We start from the raw sequence: 17,366 nt of genomic DNA, 5'->3' as shown, positions 1-17,366 counted from the left end.
CCGCTACGCACTTTTCCTGGAATCGCTCTAACCGCCGAGCGATTTCACGACAGCGCGAACGGCCGCCGGATCTTGCGTCGCCGGTTTGTATTCCAGACCCACCCTGCCACGATAGCCTTGGGCATATAGCCAATCCAGCCGCTTCGTCAGATCGATATGGCCAGTGCCGGGGTCGTTACGGCCGGGATGATCGGCAACATGGAGATGGATGATGCGGTCGATTTGATCGCCGACGACCTCACGCGTATCCTCGCCCATGACGGCCGAATGATAGAGATCGTAGACGATGCCCACTTCCGGGCGGTCGACCTCATCGACGATATCGAGGCCTTCCGCGGTCGAGGACAGATAGTAGCCGGCATGGTCTATCTTTGTGTTCAGCGGCTCGAGGCCAAGCCGCACGCCCGATCCTTCGAGAATATCGGCACCGGCACGGAGGGTGGCGACGATGGCCGCCCTCTGGTCGGCACGAGAAAACTCCGCCAGATCATCGCCGGCCTGCGCGATCAGCACCGGCGCGCCGAGACGTTGGGCGACAGCAACGGACTCTCGCAACCCCGTCAGCCACGCCTCTTTGTTTGCCGGATTCGTCAGCGCGATCATCGGCTCCGCGACGAGGCCGGACACGGCAATGCCGGTCTCGGCTACGGCAGCCGTGATCGCGTCCAGGTCCTTGTTAGTCCAGTGCCAGAATTCGACCGCATCGAGCCCCGCGGCATGTGCCAGCCGGACACGATCGGCAAAGGCATCGCCGTCGCGTGCAAACAACCATTCGATACAAGCTGAAAACTGCCGCATGAGATACTCCTCCCTCAATCGGTGAGGAGCAATGCGCGAGATCGCCCATGACTGCAAGTCTCACGAACGATAATGTTGCTGTGGCGGTCGATGCATCGAAGGCTTGATGGCTTCGACATTCATTGCCGACAGCACGCGCATGTCGCGGCGGAAATCGGAAGGCGTCATGCCGGCAATATGGCGGAAGGATTTGTTGAAGGCGCTGATCGAGCCGAAGCCACTATCCATCGCCACCTGCAGCACATTGGCGCCGTCCCGCATCAGCATCGCCTGGGCGCGCGACAGGCGCAGCAGGTTCACATATTTCGCCAACGTCATGCCGGTGGATTTCTTGAAGAGGTTCATCGCGTATTTCGGATGGAGATGCGCCGCCTTGGCGATATCGACGGTATCGATGTCGTGCAGAAAATTATCGGCGATGAAATCGCACATGCGCGCCAGGCTGCGCGAGGATTGCGGATGGGCCTGATCGTTGGTCAGATTTTCCTGCTTCTCCGGCACCATGCGATAGGGCTCGAAAGCGATGCGCTCCAGGCGCAGGAGAAGTTCCGCGACGGCATGTTCGGCCTTGGCGCCGTCCTCGGACATGACATAACGATGCCATCGGGCGAAATTTTCGTCGTCTGCGGCATCGGTCGCCGAGCTTATCAGCGCCTGCCCGCGAATGAGGCGACCGGAAATATCGAGCGGCAGCCGCAGGCGGAAGAAATGCACAAGCGGCAGATGCGCGCCCGCATAGATCGAATCTTCCGACAGCTCGTCCAGCTGATGCGGTTGGCCACCCCAGAAAAGGCAGATCTCGCCGGCTCTCAAAGTAAGCTCGTGATCGCCGATGCGGTAATGCACGGTGCCGCGGACGATGTAATTGACTTCCACCTGCGCGTGCCAATGCGGCTTTGCCATCGGCAACGGGTGGTTATGAAACATCTGCAGGACGTTTGGGAGCCCTTCGACACTGCTCGCCCCCGGCTGATAAACCGCCCGTTGACCCACCTTACTTTTCGCCAAGTCGATGTTCCTTTTTTAGGAGACAGAAGCGTACCGACAGCTAGTTTAAGCGTGTTCTCTTGAGGACGGCAATTGAAAAGGGAGGATTTTCAATGCGTTTAAAACTTGCTGGAGCGACGGCCCTTGCTGCCCTGCTCGCTTCCGGTTCTGCTTTTGCTGAGCAAACCACCATTACGGTCTGGAGCTGGAACATCGCCGCATCGGCGCTGAAGTCCACAGTCGAGGGGTTCAACAAGAAATATCCTGACATCAAGGTCGAGGTTCAAGACATCGGCAACCCGCAGGTCTTCGACAAGATGCTGGCCGCTTGCGCCGCCGGCGGCGACGGCCTGCCTGACGTCATGTCGATCGAAAACCACAAGGCTTCGATCTTCTGGAACCGCTTTCCGGACTGCCTGACCGATCTCACGAAGCTTGGCTACAACGACGAGCTGAAGAAGCAGTTCCCGGATTTCAAGCGCGCCGAGCTTGAAGTCGGCGATGCCGCCTACGCCATGCCGTGGGACTCCGGTCCGGTCACCATGTTCTATCGCCGCGACATGTATGAAAAGGCCGGCGTCGATCCGGCAACGATCAAGACCTGGGACGATTTCATCGCCGCCGGTAAGAAGATCTCCGCCGCTAATCCTGGTGTGGTCATGACGCAGGCCGATCTAAACGGCGACAGCGAATGGTTCCGTATGCTCGCCAACGAACAGGGTTGCGGCTATTTTTCGAGCGACAGCCAGAGCATCACCGTCAACCAGCCCGGCTGCGTCAAGGCACTGGACAAGGTGAAGGAGATCAAGGACGCGGGCCTGATGACCGCGGCGAACTGGAACGAGAAAATTCAGGCGAACACTGCAAGTAAGGTGGCATCGCAGCTCTATGGCGGCTGGTATGAAGGCACCGTCCGCTCCACCTCGCCGGATCTCGCCGGCAAATGGGGCGTCTATCCGATGCCGAGCATGACGGCTGACGGCCCGCATGCAGCCAATCTTGGCGGTTCCTCGCTCGCAATCGCCAGTGGCTCCAAGCACAAGGAAGCCGCCTGGAAATTCCTTGAATACACGCTTGGCACCAATGAGGGCCAGGTGACGATGCTGAAGTCCTTCGGTCTCGTGCCGTCGCTGTTGACGGCGGTCAAGGATCCCTTCGTCAACGAACCGCAGCCTTATTGGGGTGGGCAAAAGGTCTGGGCCGATATCCTCGCCACCCTGCCGAAAATCCACCCGAGCCCAGGTACCCAGTATTTCAGCGACGCCGATGAGATCATCAAAGCCGTTCAGACGAAATATCTTGCCGGCGGATATCCAAACGGCAAGGCTGCGCTCGACGACGCGGCCCAGCAGATCGCCTCGGCGACGGGCCTGCCGCTCGCGAAATGATTGACACCACCGGGCGTGCCTCCCAAGCCGCGCCCGGCATCCCCGCCGCTCTAGAATCAAAGAAGCAGAGCGCGGCGTCGTCCGAAAATCGCCTACACTTTTCGGCGTCACGCTCTAGAGGGCGGCGGGGATGTGATGTTACGCATCATTTTTCTGCGCATAAAGGAGAAGGCTTTCATGCGGTTGCGAAACCGGAGCGCCTATGCGTTCCTTGCACCCTATCTTCTGGTATTCGCCGCTTTCTGGGTCTGGCCGATCATCGATTCGTTTCTGATCTCGTTCCAGAATACCCGTGTTAATCCGTGGACCTTCAATCTGTCGCTCAATTGGGGGCGGCTGTTCGGTGATCCGGCATTCTACAACGCGCTTGAAAACACGTTGATTATCCTGATCGTCCAAGTGCCGGTCATGATCACACTCGCCACGGTCATGGCGGTGCTGCTGAACTCACCGCTGTTGAAGGCCCGTGGCATTTTCCGCTTCGCTTTCTTCGCGCCCGTCGTCGTTGGCGAGGTCGCCTATGCCGCGGTCTTCCGCCTGATGTTCAACGTCGATTTCGGCATCATCAACAAGCTGCTCGGCAGTGTGGGCATCGCGCCGGTGTCGTGGTTCGCCGATTCCCACGCCGCCATGGTGCTCATCGTTATCGCCGTCACCTGGCGCTGGGCGGGTTACAACGCCATCATCATTCTGTCCGGGCTGCAATCGATCCCGGAGGATGTTTATGAGGCCGCAACCCTCGACCGCGTCAGCCGCTTCAAGCAGTTCATCCATATCACACTGCCACTCCTGAAGCCGATCATCCTGTTCTGCGTGGTCCTGTCCGTCATCGGCACCATGCAGCTCTTCACCGAACCATATCTGATCACCAACAGAGGAGGCCCCGGCGGCGGGACGGAAACGCTCGGTCTGCTGCTCTATCGCCAGGCTTTCCAGTCGACCAACTTCGGCTATGCCTCGGCGATCGCCTATACGATGGCGGCGCTTGCGGTCGTCATCTCTCTTCTCAATCTCTGGGTGGGGCGCGAACCGAAATGAAATCAAAATCCAGATCCACTCTGATCCGCTCGATCGCCTTGCATGGCCTGCTGGCGCCGCTCGCCATCATCTGGCTGTTTCCGCTCTGGATGATGTTCGTCTTCTCCACCATGCCCGATTACGGCATTTTCAGTCCCGGTATCATCCTGACACCGTCGACGGGTTTCATGGACAACTTCCGGAACCTGCAGGCCGACACCAACTTCGTCGGCGCGATGACGATCTCCATCGTCGTTGCGGTCATCTACACCTTCCTGTCGGTGCTGCTGACATCGATGGCCGGATGGGCGCTAGCGCGCTATCAGTTCGCCGGCCGTTCGGGCGTCATCGGCATCATCCTCGGCACCATCACGCTGCCCTACTCCGTCGTCATCATTCCGCAATTCATCATGGTGGCGCGCGATTTCGGGCTGGCGAACACATGGGTTGCGCTGATCGTGCCGCCGCTCTTCAACTCACTCGGCGTTCTCTTCATGCGTCAGGCTTTCTCGATGATGCCGGGCGAACTCTTTGATGCCGCCCGCGTTGAGGGCGTCAAGGAATGGCAGATCTTCCTGCGCATCGCCCTGCCGCTCGCAAGGCCGACGATGGCAGCACTCGCCATCATCCTGTTCCTGGCTTCCTGGAACAACTATCTCTGGCCGCTGCTCATCAACTCCCGGCCGGGGATGATGACAGCGCCTGTCGCGCTCGGAACGCTGATCGGCCTCACAAGGGTCTCCTGGGGCGGCATCATGGCCGGTGCCGTAATGCTGACGGCGCCGATTCTCATCATCTTCGTTCTCCTGCAACGCCACTTCATCGCCGGCATTGCCGCCGGCGCAATCAAATAATTCCGGGAGATCCGTATGGCTGAACTTTCTCTCACCAATATCGTCAAACGCTATGGTTCGCTGGAAATCATCCACGGCGCCAATCTCGAGGTGAAGGACGGCGAATTCGTCGTCTTCGTCGGGCCGTCCGGATGCGGCAAGTCCACGCTGTTGCGCATGATCGCTGGGCTGGAGGATATTTCCGGCGGCGAGCTCAAGATCGGTGGCCGAATCGTCAATGACGTGGAACCGGCCGATCGCGGTATCGCCATGGTTTTCCAGTCCTATGCCCTCTACCCGCATCTGACCGTCGAGCAGAACCTCAATTTCGGGCTGCGCATGAACGGCAATCCGAAGGCCGATACCGACCGCCGCGTCAAGCAGGCCGCCGAGATCCTGCAGATTACGGAACTCATGCAACGCCGGCCGAAGCAGCTTTCCGGCGGCCAGCGCCAGCGCGTCGCCATCGGCCGCGCCATCGTGCGCGAGCCGCAGATCTTCCTGTTCGACGAGCCGCTGTCCAACCTCGATGCCGAGCTGCGCGTGCAGATGCGCGTCGAAATATCGCGCCTCCATAAGAAGCTCGGCACGACGATGATCTACGTCACCCACGACCAGACGGAAGCCATGACGCTTGCCGACAAGATCGTCGTGCTACGCGGCGGCAATATCGAGCAGGTAGGCGCGCCGCTGGACCTTTACGACGACCCGGCCAACCAGTTCGTCGCAGGCTTCGTCGGCTCGCCGAAAATGAACTTCCTGCAGGCCGAAGTGGCTGACAATCAGCAGGGCCGCATCGCCGTCGTGCTCAAGGGCCAGCGCAACATCCGCCTGACGTTGCCCGCCTCCTCGGCAAAGGTGGAAGTCGGCCAGCCGGTGACGCTCGGCGTCCGCCCGGAACATTTTCTCGAGGCCGGACGCGGCGATGTGGACATGACCGTCGATGTCGATGTCGCAGAGCATCTCGGCAATACCAGCTACATCTACGCCAATATCGAAGGCGGCGAGCAGATCGTCATCGAGCGCGAGGAATCCCGCAACACGGGCAACCGCGACAAGCTCACCGTGGCGCTCTCGGCGACAAAGACATTCCTGTTCGACAGCGCCGGCAACCGATTGCGATAGGCGCTGCCAATCCTCCCAAGACAGCATGCAGATTTAGAAAGGATCGTTCCATGACTACTGAGACACCAATCCGCTGGGGCATCATCGGCCCCGGCAGGATCGCACAGACTTTTGCCGATGGTATCGCCCATTCCAGCAGCGGCAAGCTGGTGGCCATCGCCAGCCGCAACCCGGACAAGCCGGGTCTCGGCGACGGTTTCCCGGGCGCGCGCATCGTCAATGGTTATGAAGCCCTGCTCGCCGACAAGGAAATCGACGCCGTCTACATCGCCACGCCGCATACCGGCCACGCCGAATGGGCGATCAAGGCGATCCGTGCCGGCAAGCATGTGCTCGTCGAAAAGCCGATCGCGCTTTCTGCCTTCGATGCCGAAGCTATCTATTACGAGGCCAAGAAGGCCGGTGTCTTCGCCGGCGAAGCCTTCATGTATCGCGTCCATCCGCAGACGGCGAAACTGATCGAGCTCGTCAAGAGCGGCGTGATTGGCGAGTTGCGCATCATCCGCACCTCCTTCGGTTTCAACATGGGTAAGGTCAATCCGGAACACCGGCTGTTTGCCAATGAGACTGCCGGCGGCGGCATTCTCGATGTCGGCGGCTATCCGGTCTCTATGGCCCGCCTGATTGCCGGCGCGGTCGACGGCAAGCCGTTCCTCGATCCGGAAAAGGTATCGGGCGTCGGCCATCTCGGTCAGACCGGCGTTGACGAATGGGCCTCCGCCGTCCTGAAGTTCCCGAACGACATCATTGCCGAAGTGTCCTGCTCCATCATGGCCAATCAGGACAACACGCTGCGCATCATCGGCTCCGAAGGCCGTATCGAAGTCAAGGACTTCTGGTTTGCCTCCGGTCACAAGGGCGGTGTCGGCAAGATCGAAGTCATCAAGGGCGGCGAGACCCAGACGATCGAAGTCAAGGAAGATCGCTGGCTCTATTCCTTCGAAGTCGATGCGGCCGGCGATGCCATCCGCGCCGGAAACAAGGAATTCGCCTATCCCGGCATCAGCTGGGCCGATTCGATCGGAAACCTCAAAGTGCTCGACCAATGGCGCGCATCGATCGGCCTTGAATATAGTATCGAGAAAGCAGCGAAGCGCACGAAGAACATCGCCGGCGGGACCGTCACCAAGGGCAACAGCATTCCGAAGCGCAGCATTCCCGGCATATCCAAGCCGGCATCGCTTGTTACGCTCGGCTTCGAATTCTTCCCAAATTTCGCAGCCGCCTCGCTGACGCTCGACGCCTTCTATGAAGCCGGCGGCAATGCCTTCGACACTGCCTATGTCTATGGTGGCGGCAAGACGGAGAGCATCTTCGGCGACTGGCACACCAGCCGCAGCGTGCCGCGCGAGGAGATCGTGCTGATCGGCAAGGGTGCGCATTCACCACTCTGCTATCCGGATGTGATCGCCAAGCAGCTCGACCAGTCCCTCAACCGCCTAAAGACCGACTATGTCGATATCTACTTCATGCACCGCGACAATACCGACGTTCCGGTCGGCGAGTTCGTCGATGCCATGGATGCCGAGGTGAAAGCCGGCCGTATTCGCGGCATCTTCGGCGGCTCGAACTGGACGCGCGCCCGCTTCGACGAGGCGATCGCCTATGCCGAGAAGAACGGCAAGACGGCACCGGCTGCCCTTTCCAACAACTTCTCGCTGGCGGAAATGCTCGACCCGATCTGGGCCGGCTGCATCGCCGCCTCGGACGATGAGTGGAAGGCCTGGCTCAATGCCAAGCAGATCCCGAACTTCGCCTGGTCGAGCCAGGGCCGCGGCTTCTTTACCGACCGCGCCGGCCGCGACAAGCGCGACGACGAGGAATTGGTCCGCGTCTGGTATTCCGACCGCAATTTCGGCCGCCGCGATCGGGCGATCGAACTGGCGCAGAAGCTCGGCCGCAACCCGATCCATATCGCGCTTGCCTATGTCGTCGCACAGCCCTTCCCTGTGATACCGCTGATCGGACCGCGCACGATCGCCGAGCTGGAAGACAGCCTCTCGGCGCTCGACATCAAGCTGACGCCAGAGCAGGTGAAGTGGCTCGAGGGCTGAAACGGGGCGGCCGGCTGATGACGTTCACGGTCGGCCGCTGAGCTTGGATATACGAAATGAAAGCAGCCCATCCGAAATGCCGGATGGGCTGTTTTCATATGGGAAGAGCCCACTGCCGCGCACCTCCTTCTCCCCGAGGGGAAAGGTGCCGGTAGGCGGATGAGGGGGATTCGCCCGGAGCATAAAGGCTTATGAGTCGAGGCGATTAGCCCCCTCATCCGACCCTTCGGGCCATCTTCTCCCCGAGGGAGAAGGGATTTACGGCAGGCAATGCGCCATACAATCGCCGCGAGATCAAGCGGCAAAATCGAATGTCTTCTCATCAGCCCCTTCGAGCCGCAGCAGATAGGCCTTGCGTTCGAGACCGCCGGCGAACCCGCGCAAATCACCAGCCGATCCCACCACGCGGTGGCAGGGCGCGATGATCGAGATCGGGTTGCGGCCATTGGCGGCACCGACGGCGCGGATCGCCTTGGCCGAGCCGATCTCGGTCGCGATCTGGCGATAGCTGCGCGTCTCGCCGAAGGGGATGGCGAGCAGCGCCTGCCATACCTTCTGCTGAAACTCAGTTCCGGCAAAATCGAGCGGCAGATCGAAAACCTGTCGTTCGCCGGCGAAATATTCACGGAGCTGCCGCTCGGTTTCCACGAGCACCGGATGGCTGTCATCCTCAGTCACGATGAGCAAGGGCACACGGCCTGGGCGATCATTGTCCCAAAGGATCGCGGCAAGTCCATCATCGCTGCCGACGAGCTTCAACGCGCCGACGGGCGAGTCCATGATCCGATAGACATACTGCTTTTCCGCATTTTTCGAGGCTTTGGTCATGCCGATATCCTTTCTTTGAATTGCGCTCATGGCATCGGGCGAGATTGCCTCTGATGGAGCGCTTATGCCCCCATTGGACCTCAAATGACCGTCGCCAACCACCCGAAAACGGACGGCGGGCAGGAAAATCCCGGCATTTCCGGATTCATGTGCTCAGCCGCAAGATGACGCAACCTCCATGCGCATGCTTGGGGAATGGGCTGGAATTGTGTAGAATCGGCGAAGAGACAGATCGCCAGCTTGCGGAACCCGATATGACAGTTCGCCCGCCGCGCAATTTCAATCCATCGCAGACAAACGAGACCGGCCTCGGCATTCTCGAATATGAGATGATGTCGGAACGCGCCAGTACGCTCGGGCATCACGGCATGAAGGTGGAAGCGGCGCTTGCAGCCTTGCAGGAGGGCGAGGCCAAGGGCAAGGAGGGCGTCGAACACGAGCGGCTGGTGGATATCGCGGCGCAAGCCGTCTGGGCCATGTTCATCCATCGCGAGATCTGCGGCCTGCGCAACGGCCGTGACGTCATCCAGCGCTATGGCATTCCCAACAAGGTGCTTGCGCGCCTCGGCGCCAGCCCGAGACATCTCTAAATATTAGGATTTCAGGATCGCCTGGAAGCGCGGATCGAAGGCATGGCCGATCGGCTCTGCCGCCGCACCGCGCGCCACGGCCCAAGGATCGGTCATGCCGAGCTGGAGGCGCGGCAGCAATCGATCGGGACGATCGGCATTGGAGGGCAGGAGCGGCTGCATCGCGGCCATCAGCCTAGTTGCGAGCGCCGGGGGCGCGCCACCGCACAAAATCACCGTCTGCGGATCGAAGATGGTTTCGATGAGCTGCACGCTCCAGCGCAGGTCGATCGCCGCCCTTTCGATCCAGGCGAGAATATCTGGATCGTCGGCAGCGGCCCGTTTGTCTATCAGCGAATAGATATCCGGCGCCATCGGATCGAGGCCGAGGTGATCGTAGAGTGAAGCCAATGATGCGCGATGCTCCAGCTGCGTCTGTTTCCCGCCTGATGTCAGCAGCGCCATGCCGATTTCGCCGGCATTGCCATGCGCACCGCTATAGAGCTCACCACCGAGGATGAGCCCGGCACCGATACCATAGCCTACATAGAGGCAGACGGCATGGTCGAGGCCATGTGCGGCGCCGACCATGCGCTCGGCGGTCGCGCAGGCCGCGGCGTCATTCTGCAGGGTAACGTTAAGGCCGGTTCCGACCGACAACGTTTCCAGCAGCGGAAAGCGCTGCCAGGCGCCCATCATCCAGGGATTGTCGGCATCCTCCTGCTCGATACCAAACGGGCCTGGCATCGCGACACCGAGGCCGACGAGGCGCTTCTCCGCCTGAGCCGCTCGCTGCTTCAATTCGCTGCGCACGTCCTCCACGAGCTGCAAGACGATGGGCGTACCTGTCGCCGGTCCACCTCCCGGCAGGTTCGCTTCCTTGCGTATCAGCACATTGCCGACGAGATCGACGGCGATGGCGCGGGTGATGTGACGGTCGATCTGCAGGCCGATGGCGCAGGCGCCTTCCGGTACAAGACCGTAGGGCGTCGAGGGCTGACCGCGGCCGCGGCGCACCGTTTCCCTTGATGTGACGAGACCGTCGTTTTCCAGCTCCTCCATGATGTTGGAGACGGTCTGTTTCGTCAGGCGGGTGGCGCGCGCGAGATCTGCGCGGGAGAGCGCACCATTGAGCCGCAAGGCGTCGATGATCACCCGCCGGTTATGGGCGCTGGTCCCCTCGTGGTTCGTTCCGCTGGTAGCCCTGATCGGGCGAATATCGTGCATCCGCTTTTGCCCTCTTGACAGCAATAGAATATTGAAGAACAAATTAGTCAAGACAATTGACTTAAAAGAAACCACAGAGTTTCACCAGGGAACTTAAGCGACGCTCCGATCAATGTTCGGCAGCCAGCCCGGCCAATTGCCTGCTCGACAACCGATGGCGACGTCAGCCGCCTTTGGAAAAATCGCGTGACTGTCAAAAACTGGAGGATGGAATGTTGAAATCATTGAACAAGACATTGCTGGGCGCAGCGCTGATCGGCGTATCCTTCGCCTCGCACGCCCTTGCCGAAACGACGATCAATGCCCTCTTCATGGCGCAGGCTGCCTATAGCGAAGCCGATGTGCGCGCGATGACGGATGCCTTCTCCAAGGCCAATCCGGACATCAAGGTCAACCTCGAATTCGTCCCTTATGAAGGCCTGCACGACAAGACGGTGCTGGCGCAGGGATCTGGCGGCGGCTACGACGTCGTGCTCTTCGACGTGATCTGGCCGGCCGAATACGCGACCAACAAGGTTCTGGTCGACGTTTCATCGCGCATTTCGGACGAGACGAAGAAGAACGTGCTGCCGGGTGCATGGACGACGGTGCAGTATGACGGCAAGTACTACGGCATGCCGTGGATCCTCGATACCAAGTACCTGTTCTATAACAAGGAAATCCTGGAAAAGGCCGGCATCAAGACGCCACCGAAGACCTGGGACGAACTGAACGAGCAGGCCAAGATCATCAAGGACAAGGGCTTGTTGGCAACGCCGATTGCCTGGAGCTGGTCACAGGCCGAAGCCGCAATCTGCGACTACGCCACGCTCGTCAGCGCCTATAAGGGCGATTTCATCAAGGATGGCAAGCCGGACTTCCAGACCGGTGGCGGCCTCGACGCCCTGAAATACATGGTCACCAGCTACAAGTCCGGCCTGACCAACCCGAACTCCAAGGAATTCCTTGAAGAAGACGTTCGCAAGGTCTTCGAAAACGGCGACGCCGCCTTCGCGCTGAACTGGACCTACATGTACAACATGGCGAACGACCCGAAGGACAGCAAGGTCGCAGGCAAGGTCGGCGTCGTGCCGGCACCGGGCGTTGCCGGCAAGAGCGAGGCTTCGGCGGTGAACGGCTCGATGGGTCTCGGCATCACTACTGCCAGCAAGCATCCGGACGAGGCCTGGAAATACATCTCCTTCATGACCTCGCAGGCAACGCAGAACCAGTATGCGAAGCTTAGCCTGCCGATCTGGGCATCGTCCTACAGTGATCCGGCCGTCACCAAGGGTCAGGAAGAACTGATCGCGGCCGCAAAGGTCGGCCTCGCTGCCATGTATCCGCGTCCGACGACGCCGAAATATCAGGAACTGTCAACCGCACTTCAGCAGGCGATCCAGGAATCGCTGCTCGGCCAGTCTTCTCCGGAAGACGCACTGAAGTCTGCTGCCGACAATAGCGGTCTCTGATAATCTCATCGGGCGGCGCCAATCGCCGCCCGCCTCTAATTTCCTCCATGAAGAATGAAAGAAGGGGCCTGCCATGTCCGGCACCTCCATGACAACTCGCGCCTGGCTTTTGATGCTGCCACTGCTTGTGGTGATGATCGCCGTCATCGGCTGGCCCCTCGTCGACACGGTCGGCCTTTCTTTCACCGATGCGAAGCTTGTGGGAACCGGCGGCAATTTCGTCGGTATCGACAATTACGCGAAGATGTTGGCGAACTCCAATTTTCAGCGCACCCTGATTACCACGGCGTGGTTCGCGATCGTCTCCGTTGCCGCCGAAATGGTGCTCGGCGTGCTGGCTGCCCTGCTGTTGAATCAGAATTTTAGGGGTCGCGGCGTGCTGCGTGCACTAATGATCCTGCCCTGGGCGTTGCCGACCGTCGTGAACGCGACGTTGTGGCGGCTGATCTACAATCCCGAATATGGCGCGCTCAACGCAGCCCTCACCCAGCTTGGCCTCATCGACGCCTACCGCTCCTGGCTCGGCGAACCGGGCACGGCGCTGACAGCACTCATCGTCGCCGACTGCTGGAAGAATTTCCCACTGGTGGCGCTCATTGCACTTGCCGCCCTGCAGGCGGTACCGCGCGATATCACCGCCGCGTCGCTGGTCGATGGCGCCGGCCCCTTCAAGCGCTTCCGCTTCGTCATCCTTCCCTATCTTGTGGGACCGCTGATGGTGGCGCTGGTGCTGCGCACCATTGAGGCTTTCAAGGTCTTCGATATCATCTGGGTGATGACACGCGGTGGGCCGGCAAACAGCACGCGCACTCTATCGATCCTCGTCTATCAGGAAGCCTTTTCCTTCCAGCGAGCGGGGTCGGGCGCATCGCTTGCCCTCATCGTCACGCTGCTGGTCACGCTGCTTGCCGCCGCCTATGCCGCCCTTGTCCGCAAAACCGCAGGGAGTGCCGCCTGATGGAACGCCAGAGCCCGCTCTTCACCTGCTTCATCTATGTCTGCGCCATCCTGCTCGCCGTCGTGATCCTGGCGCCAATCGCCTGGCTCTTCATCATGAGCATTTCGCCGGCTGCCGATCTCGCCGCCAAGCCGCTGCGCTGGTGGCCGCAGACGGCGGACTTCTCGCGCTATAAGCTGCTGCTGTCGACGCTGGAAAACAGTGAGGGCGCCGCCTTCACCTCATCGCTGCGCAACAGCATCGAGGTGGCCGGCATGGCGACCATCGCAGCCATTGCGCTCGCCATTCCTGCCGGCTGGGCTGTGTCGCGCACGCCGTCCGTCAGATGGTCGCTCTCCATGGTCATTGCCACCTATATGCTGCCGCCGGTGGCGCTTGCCGTGCCGCTCTATATGGGGCTTGCCCATCTCGGCATGCTCAACAACGTTTTCGGCCTGGCGCTTGTTTATCTGACGATTCTCGCGCCATTCACGACCTGGCTGATGAAATCCGGCTTCGATTCCATTCCGAAGGAGATCGAGGCTGCGGCAATGATCGACGGCGCCGGGCTGTTCCAGACGCTGCGAATCATCACGCTGCCGCTTGCCATGCCCGTGATGGCGACTTCGGCGCTTTTTGCCTTCCTGCTTGCCTGGGATGAATTCTTCTACGCGCTGCTCTTCACGTCAGACCAGCGCGCCAAGACCCTCACCGTCGCCATCGCGGATCTCGCCGGCGGTCGTGTCTCGGATTACGGACTGATCGCGACTGCCGGCGTGCTAGCCGCCCTGCCCCCGGTGCTGATCGGCCTTGTCATGCAACGTGCCCTTATCTCGGGCCTGACCAATGGCGGCGTAAAGGGATGACCATGACCACAGAGAAAACCCGCCCCGAAGGCCTTGCCGCCATCGACCACGAAATGGCGCGCCAGCATAGCGATGCGCTTACCTCCTTCGAGACGGCCGCCGACATGGCCGCCAAGGCCGCCGCCTCGCTGAAACGCACCGGCAGGCTGCTGCTGCTCGGCATGGGCGGTTCCCACGCGGTCAATCGCGCCGTCGAGCCGCTCTATCGCGCCGCCGGCATCGATGCGATCGCCCTGCCGCTTTCCGAACAGCTCGGCCAGCCGCTATCGCTGGAGGGCCGTACGATCTTCATGACATCGCAATCCGGCGAAAGCGCCGAAGTGCTGCGCTGGTTCAACGAGACGGGCGGCACTGCCGAGACCTTCGGCCTGACACTGGAGAGTAGCTCCTTCCTCGCCAAGACGGCGCCTTCTCTTGTCGGCGCCGGCGGCACGGAGCTTGCCTTTGCCGCTACACGCAGCCTCACGGTCACCTTCGCGCTGCATCTGGCTGTATTCGCCGCCCTCGGTCAGGATCCGGCGCCTGCGCTTTCCATGCTTCGCGCGCCCGAAACGCTCGATATCCAGCCGGCGCTTGCGGCTCTCGCCAATGTGGCGACGGTTGTAACCTCCGGTCGGGGTCTACAGGGTATTGCCGAGGCTCTGGCGCTCGGACTTACCGAACTTTCGCGCCGCCCGTGCTTCTCGCTCGAAGGCGGCCAGCTGCGTCACGGTCCGATGGAAATGCTTGGCGCCTCGATCGGCGTGGTGCTGTTCCGCGGCAATGATGCGACCGCCGGTCTCGTGACGGCCATGGCCGTTTCCGCAGTCGAGACGGGTGCCCCAGTGATCATCTTCGACGGCTCCGGGGAAGAACCGGTTCCCGGTTGCGTCACCCTGCGCTTCAAGCCGGAAACCGGTCTTGCGGCGATCTTCCAGATGCTGCCTGTCGCCCAGTCGCTGATGATCGCCTTTGCCGACGAGCGGGTGGAGAATGCCGGCACGCCGGTGCGCTCCACCAAGATCACCCGGAGCGAATGAATGAAGCCGCTTGCAGTCATCGGCAACGTCAATATCGACCTGATCCTCGGGCCGGCAGCGCCGTGGCCGAAAGCCGGCACCGAGATCATTGTCGATCACGACGAGCTGCGCGTCGGCGGCCAGGCTGGCAATAGCGCCCTTGCCTGGGAGGGTCTCGGCGTTGATTACGAGATCGCGGCTAATGTCGGCAGCGATCAGTTCGGCCGCTGGCTCAGCGAAGCGTTCGGCGCGCGCAGCAGCAAGTGGCCCGTACGACCGGAGAGCACGACGCTCTCGGTCGGCATTACCCATCCCGATGGCGAGCGCACCTTCTTCACCACGCGCGGCCACCTGCCAAGGTTCAATCTCGATGACGTGTTTGCGGTTCTCGATGGCGAACGGCTTGCCGGCGGCTATGCGCTGCTCTGCGGCGCCTTCCTCACAGAAGATCTCACGCGGCATTACGATGCCCTGTTCGACTGGACTGACAAGCACGGGATTACCGTCGCGCTCGACACCGGTTGGCCGCTCGACGGCTGGAGCAACGAGAATTGCAGCGCCACGCGACACTGGCTTTCCCGATGCGGCGTGGCGCTGATGAACGAGGTCGAAACCACGACCTTAGCCGGCATAGATGATCCCGCGGAGGCTGCGCGCGCGCTCCATGCACTGATGCCCAAAGGGGCCATCTTCGTCGTCAAGCGCGGCCCGAACGGCGCGATCGCCATTAATGCCGACCGCAAGCTCGTTTCGGCCGCAGCACCAAAGGTCACGGTCGTCGACACGATCGGCGCCGGCGATGTCTTCAATGCCGGCTTTCTGGCCGCCCTTGCCCGCGGCGAGCCACCTGCGGCCTGCCTTTCGGCCGGGACCGCGGTCGCGTCTCGCGCCATTTCCACTCTGCCGCGCAGCTATGGCCCGGCCAACGCATCCGAGGAGGCCCTTTCATGAGCGCGCTCGAAATCCAGAACATCCGCAAGAGCTACGGCGAAGTGGAGACATTGAAAGGCATTGATATTTCGCTCGAAAGCGGCGAGTTCCTGGTGCTGCTCGGCTCGTCTGGCTGCGGCAAGTCCACGCTTTTGAACATCATCGCCGGGCTTGCCGAGGCGACCAGCGGCGATATCCGCATTGGCGAACGTTCCGTGCTTGGCGTGCATCCGAAGGACCGCGACATCGCCATGGTGTTCCAGTCTTATGCCCTCTATCCGAACCTCTCGGTCCATCGCAACATCGGCTTCGGCCTGGAGATGCGCAAGGTGCCTGCCGCCGAGCGCGACAGGGCTGTGCGCGAGGCGGCGAAGCTCTTGCAGATCGAAGCGCTGCTGGAACGCAAGCCGAGCCAGCTTTCCGGCGGCCAGCGCCAGCGCGTGGCGATCGGCCGGGCGCTGGTGCGCAAGCCGGAAGTCTTCCTCTTCGACGAGCCGCTCTCCAATCTCGACGCCAAGCTGCGCATGGAGATGCGCACCGAGCTGAAGCGCCTGCACCAGATGCTGAAGACCACCGTCGTCTACGTGACGCACGACCAGATCGAAGCGATGACACTCGCAACCCGCATCGCCGTGATGCGGGACGGACGGATCGAACAACTCGGCAGGCCGGACGAAATCTACAATCATCCGGCAACACTCTATGTCGCGACCTTCGTCGGCGCGCCGCCGATGAACCTTTTGAACGCGACTGCCGATCACGGTTTGGTGCGCATCGACGGAACATCGATCACGCTGCCGATGCCGGCGACGAAAGCTGGGATCAGCCAAGGACAGCAGCTGGTGATCGGTATCCGGCCGGAAACGCTGCGCCTCGAGGAAAGCGGCAAGCTTGAGGCCATCTGCGAGGTCGCGGAACTCACAGGCCCCGAGCTCATCGTGACGGCGCAAACCGGTTCGCAGCGGCTGATGGCCTGCCTGCCGCCGCGCACCGCGATTGCCGAAGGGCAGACGCTCAAGCTCGCCTTCGATGCCAGCGCGCTGCATCTCTTCGATCGCGCCACCGGCCAGCGTTGCAAGTAGACCTTTCGAATACAGATAATGGTCGCCGAGGATGGCGCCCGCGATCTCGGAGATGGTGCGATGGGGATTCCTATCATCAGCAGCATGGAAGGAGGCGGCATGGCGCATATCATGCCGATCTGCCCCATTTCGCCCGACATTTCGCGACGGTAGCCCTCAGGGCCGGACAGCATTCCATCCTTAAGGAATAATTAAGAAACCCTGCTCAACCCTATAAAAATATTCAATAATTTTTCAATATTTTTGAATCCTGCAATGTACCCGCAATTCTCACCG

General features: G+C 61.0%; 16 protein-coding genes. 12 read left to right on the top strand and 4 right to left on the bottom strand.

What is annotated here, in order from left to right:
• Positions 1 to 27: 27 nt before the first annotated feature.
• Positions 28 to 798 (bottom strand): TIM barrel protein, encoded by a 771-nt coding sequence (locus FBZ99_RS31655; RefSeq protein ID WP_145324233.1) that lies wholly within the window; start codon positions 796 to 798, stop codon positions 28 to 30.
• 60 nt (positions 799 to 858) lie between these two features.
• Positions 859 to 1,812 carry a helix-turn-helix domain-containing protein gene (locus FBZ99_RS31650; RefSeq protein ID WP_233788792.1) on the bottom strand — a complete coding sequence of 318 codons (954 nt, stop codon included), beginning with the start codon at positions 1,810 to 1,812 and terminating at the stop codon, positions 859 to 861.
• Between the two features lie 86 nt (positions 1,813 to 1,898).
• On the opposite strand from FBZ99_RS31650, the gene FBZ99_RS31645 reads away from it, so the two are divergent.
• The 5 genes from FBZ99_RS31645 (at position 1,899) to FBZ99_RS31625 (ending at position 8,202) form a co-directional block, all read left to right on the top strand.
• On the top strand, positions 1,899 to 3,173 hold the full coding sequence (locus tag FBZ99_RS31645) for an ABC transporter substrate-binding protein (RefSeq protein WP_069615354.1): 1,275 nt from the start codon (positions 1,899 to 1,901) through the stop codon (positions 3,171 to 3,173).
• Positions 3,174 to 3,350: 177 nt separating this feature from the next.
• Positions 3,351 to 4,211, top strand: coding sequence for a carbohydrate ABC transporter permease (locus FBZ99_RS31640; RefSeq protein WP_069615394.1), 861 nt, complete (start codon positions 3,351 to 3,353; stop codon positions 4,209 to 4,211).
• On the top strand, positions 4,208 to 5,044 hold the full coding sequence (locus tag FBZ99_RS31635; protein WP_069615353.1) for a carbohydrate ABC transporter permease: 837 nt from the start codon (positions 4,208 to 4,210) through the stop codon (positions 5,042 to 5,044). Before FBZ99_RS31640 ends, FBZ99_RS31635 begins: the two co-directional genes overlap by 4 nt.
• A gap of 15 nt (positions 5,045 to 5,059) precedes the next feature.
• Positions 5,060 to 6,148 (top strand): ABC transporter ATP-binding protein, encoded by a 1,089-nt coding sequence (locus tag FBZ99_RS31630; protein ID WP_113354163.1) that lies wholly within the window; start codon positions 5,060 to 5,062, stop codon positions 6,146 to 6,148.
• Positions 6,149 to 6,198: 50 nt separating this feature from the next.
• Positions 6,199 to 8,202 (top strand): aldo/keto reductase, encoded by a 2,004-nt coding sequence (locus tag FBZ99_RS31625; RefSeq protein WP_145637047.1) that lies wholly within the window; start codon positions 6,199 to 6,201, stop codon positions 8,200 to 8,202.
• A gap of 294 nt (positions 8,203 to 8,496) precedes the next feature.
• Here the strand turns inward: FBZ99_RS31625 and FBZ99_RS31620 are convergent, their stop codons facing one another.
• Entirely contained in the window at positions 8,497 to 9,030 is a 534-nt protein-coding gene (locus tag FBZ99_RS31620) for a methylated-DNA--[protein]-cysteine S-methyltransferase (RefSeq protein ID WP_113332434.1), read from the bottom strand.
• A 254-nt stretch (positions 9,031 to 9,284) separates the two neighbouring features.
• Here FBZ99_RS31620 and FBZ99_RS31615 point away from each other — a divergent pair, with 254 nt between their 5' ends.
• Positions 9,285 to 9,620: a DUF6665 family protein gene (locus FBZ99_RS31615; RefSeq protein WP_113332422.1), complete on the top strand. Its 336-nt coding sequence runs from the start codon at positions 9,285 to 9,287 to the stop codon at positions 9,618 to 9,620.
• Between the two features lie 3 nt (positions 9,621 to 9,623).
• On the opposite strand, the gene FBZ99_RS31610 is transcribed toward FBZ99_RS31615, so the two are convergent.
• Complete coding sequence (locus FBZ99_RS31610; RefSeq protein ID WP_113354164.1) at positions 9,624 to 10,826, bottom strand: ROK family transcriptional regulator; 1,203 nt, start codon at positions 10,824 to 10,826, stop codon at positions 9,624 to 9,626.
• 212 nt (positions 10,827 to 11,038) lie between these two features.
• Between FBZ99_RS31610 and FBZ99_RS31605 the strand changes: the two genes are divergently transcribed.
• From FBZ99_RS31605 to FBZ99_RS31580, 6 genes are all read left to right on the top strand, one after another.
• Positions 11,039 to 12,277 (top strand): extracellular solute-binding protein, encoded by a 1,239-nt coding sequence (locus tag FBZ99_RS31605; RefSeq protein ID WP_113354165.1) that lies wholly within the window; start codon positions 11,039 to 11,041, stop codon positions 12,275 to 12,277.
• A gap of 73 nt (positions 12,278 to 12,350) precedes the next feature.
• A complete protein-coding gene (locus FBZ99_RS31600; protein WP_069615347.1) occupies positions 12,351 to 13,235 on the top strand; it encodes a carbohydrate ABC transporter permease in 885 nt (294 codons plus the stop codon).
• Positions 13,235 to 14,080 carry a carbohydrate ABC transporter permease gene (locus FBZ99_RS31595; protein ID WP_145637044.1) on the top strand — a complete coding sequence of 282 codons (846 nt, stop codon included), beginning with the start codon at positions 13,235 to 13,237 and terminating at the stop codon, positions 14,078 to 14,080. Before FBZ99_RS31600 ends, FBZ99_RS31595 begins: the two co-directional genes overlap by 1 nt.
• Positions 14,077 to 15,099, top strand: a complete 1,023-nt coding sequence (locus FBZ99_RS31590) for an SIS domain-containing protein (RefSeq protein WP_145637041.1) — start codon at positions 14,077 to 14,079, stop codon at positions 15,097 to 15,099. Before FBZ99_RS31595 ends, FBZ99_RS31590 begins: the two co-directional genes overlap by 4 nt.
• On the top strand, positions 15,100 to 16,029 hold the full coding sequence (locus FBZ99_RS31585) for a carbohydrate kinase family protein (RefSeq protein ID WP_145637038.1): 930 nt from the start codon (positions 15,100 to 15,102) through the stop codon (positions 16,027 to 16,029).
• Positions 16,026 to 17,090 (top strand): ABC transporter ATP-binding protein, encoded by a 1,065-nt coding sequence (locus FBZ99_RS31580; RefSeq protein ID WP_145637035.1) that lies wholly within the window; start codon positions 16,026 to 16,028, stop codon positions 17,088 to 17,090. The genes FBZ99_RS31585 and FBZ99_RS31580 overlap by 4 nt, the downstream gene beginning before the upstream one ends.
• The last annotated feature ends 276 nt before the right edge of the window (positions 17,091 to 17,366 follow it).

The sequence above is a fragment of the Rhizobium sp. ERR 1071 genome, from assembly GCF_007828675.1.
In the GTDB taxonomy this organism is placed as follows: domain Bacteria; phylum Pseudomonadota; class Alphaproteobacteria; order Rhizobiales; family Rhizobiaceae; genus Rhizobium; species Rhizobium dioscoreae.
This window is presented reverse-complemented; position numbering and strand designations above follow the sequence as displayed.

Excerpts from the sequence above, each read along its gene's own strand:
- FBZ99_RS31655 (WP_145324233.1), bottom strand. The coding sequence starts at position 798 with ATGCGGCAGTTTTCAGCTTGTATCGAATGGTTGTTTGCACGCGACGGC.
- FBZ99_RS31645 (WP_069615354.1), top strand. The coding sequence starts at position 1,899 with ATGCGTTTAAAACTTGCTGGAGCGACGGCCCTTGCTGCCCTGCTCGCT.
- FBZ99_RS31605 (WP_113354165.1), top strand. The coding sequence starts at position 11,039 with ATGTTGAAATCATTGAACAAGACATTGCTGGGCGCAGCGCTGATCGGC.
- FBZ99_RS31635 (WP_069615353.1), top strand. The coding sequence starts at position 4,208 with ATGAAATCAAAATCCAGATCCACTCTGATCCGCTCGATCGCCTTGCAT.
- FBZ99_RS31590 (WP_145637041.1), top strand. The coding sequence starts at position 14,077 with ATGACCATGACCACAGAGAAAACCCGCCCCGAAGGCCTTGCCGCCATC.
- FBZ99_RS31580 (WP_145637035.1), top strand. The coding sequence starts at position 16,026 with ATGAGCGCGCTCGAAATCCAGAACATCCGCAAGAGCTACGGCGAAGTG.
- FBZ99_RS31585 (WP_145637038.1), top strand. The coding sequence starts at position 15,100 with ATGAAGCCGCTTGCAGTCATCGGCAACGTCAATATCGACCTGATCCTC.
- FBZ99_RS31630 (WP_113354163.1), top strand. The coding sequence starts at position 5,060 with ATGGCTGAACTTTCTCTCACCAATATCGTCAAACGCTATGGTTCGCTG.
- FBZ99_RS31600 (WP_069615347.1), top strand. The coding sequence starts at position 12,351 with ATGTCCGGCACCTCCATGACAACTCGCGCCTGGCTTTTGATGCTGCCA.
- FBZ99_RS31620 (WP_113332434.1), bottom strand. The coding sequence starts at position 9,030 with ATGACCAAAGCCTCGAAAAATGCGGAAAAGCAGTATGTCTATCGGATC.
- FBZ99_RS31625 (WP_145637047.1), top strand. The coding sequence starts at position 6,199 with ATGACTACTGAGACACCAATCCGCTGGGGCATCATCGGCCCCGGCAGG.
- FBZ99_RS31640 (WP_069615394.1), top strand. The coding sequence starts at position 3,351 with ATGCGGTTGCGAAACCGGAGCGCCTATGCGTTCCTTGCACCCTATCTT.
- FBZ99_RS31595 (WP_145637044.1), top strand. The coding sequence starts at position 13,235 with ATGGAACGCCAGAGCCCGCTCTTCACCTGCTTCATCTATGTCTGCGCC.
- FBZ99_RS31610 (WP_113354164.1), bottom strand. The coding sequence starts at position 10,826 with ATGCACGATATTCGCCCGATCAGGGCTACCAGCGGAACGAACCACGAG.
- FBZ99_RS31615 (WP_113332422.1), top strand. The coding sequence starts at position 9,285 with ATGACAGTTCGCCCGCCGCGCAATTTCAATCCATCGCAGACAAACGAG.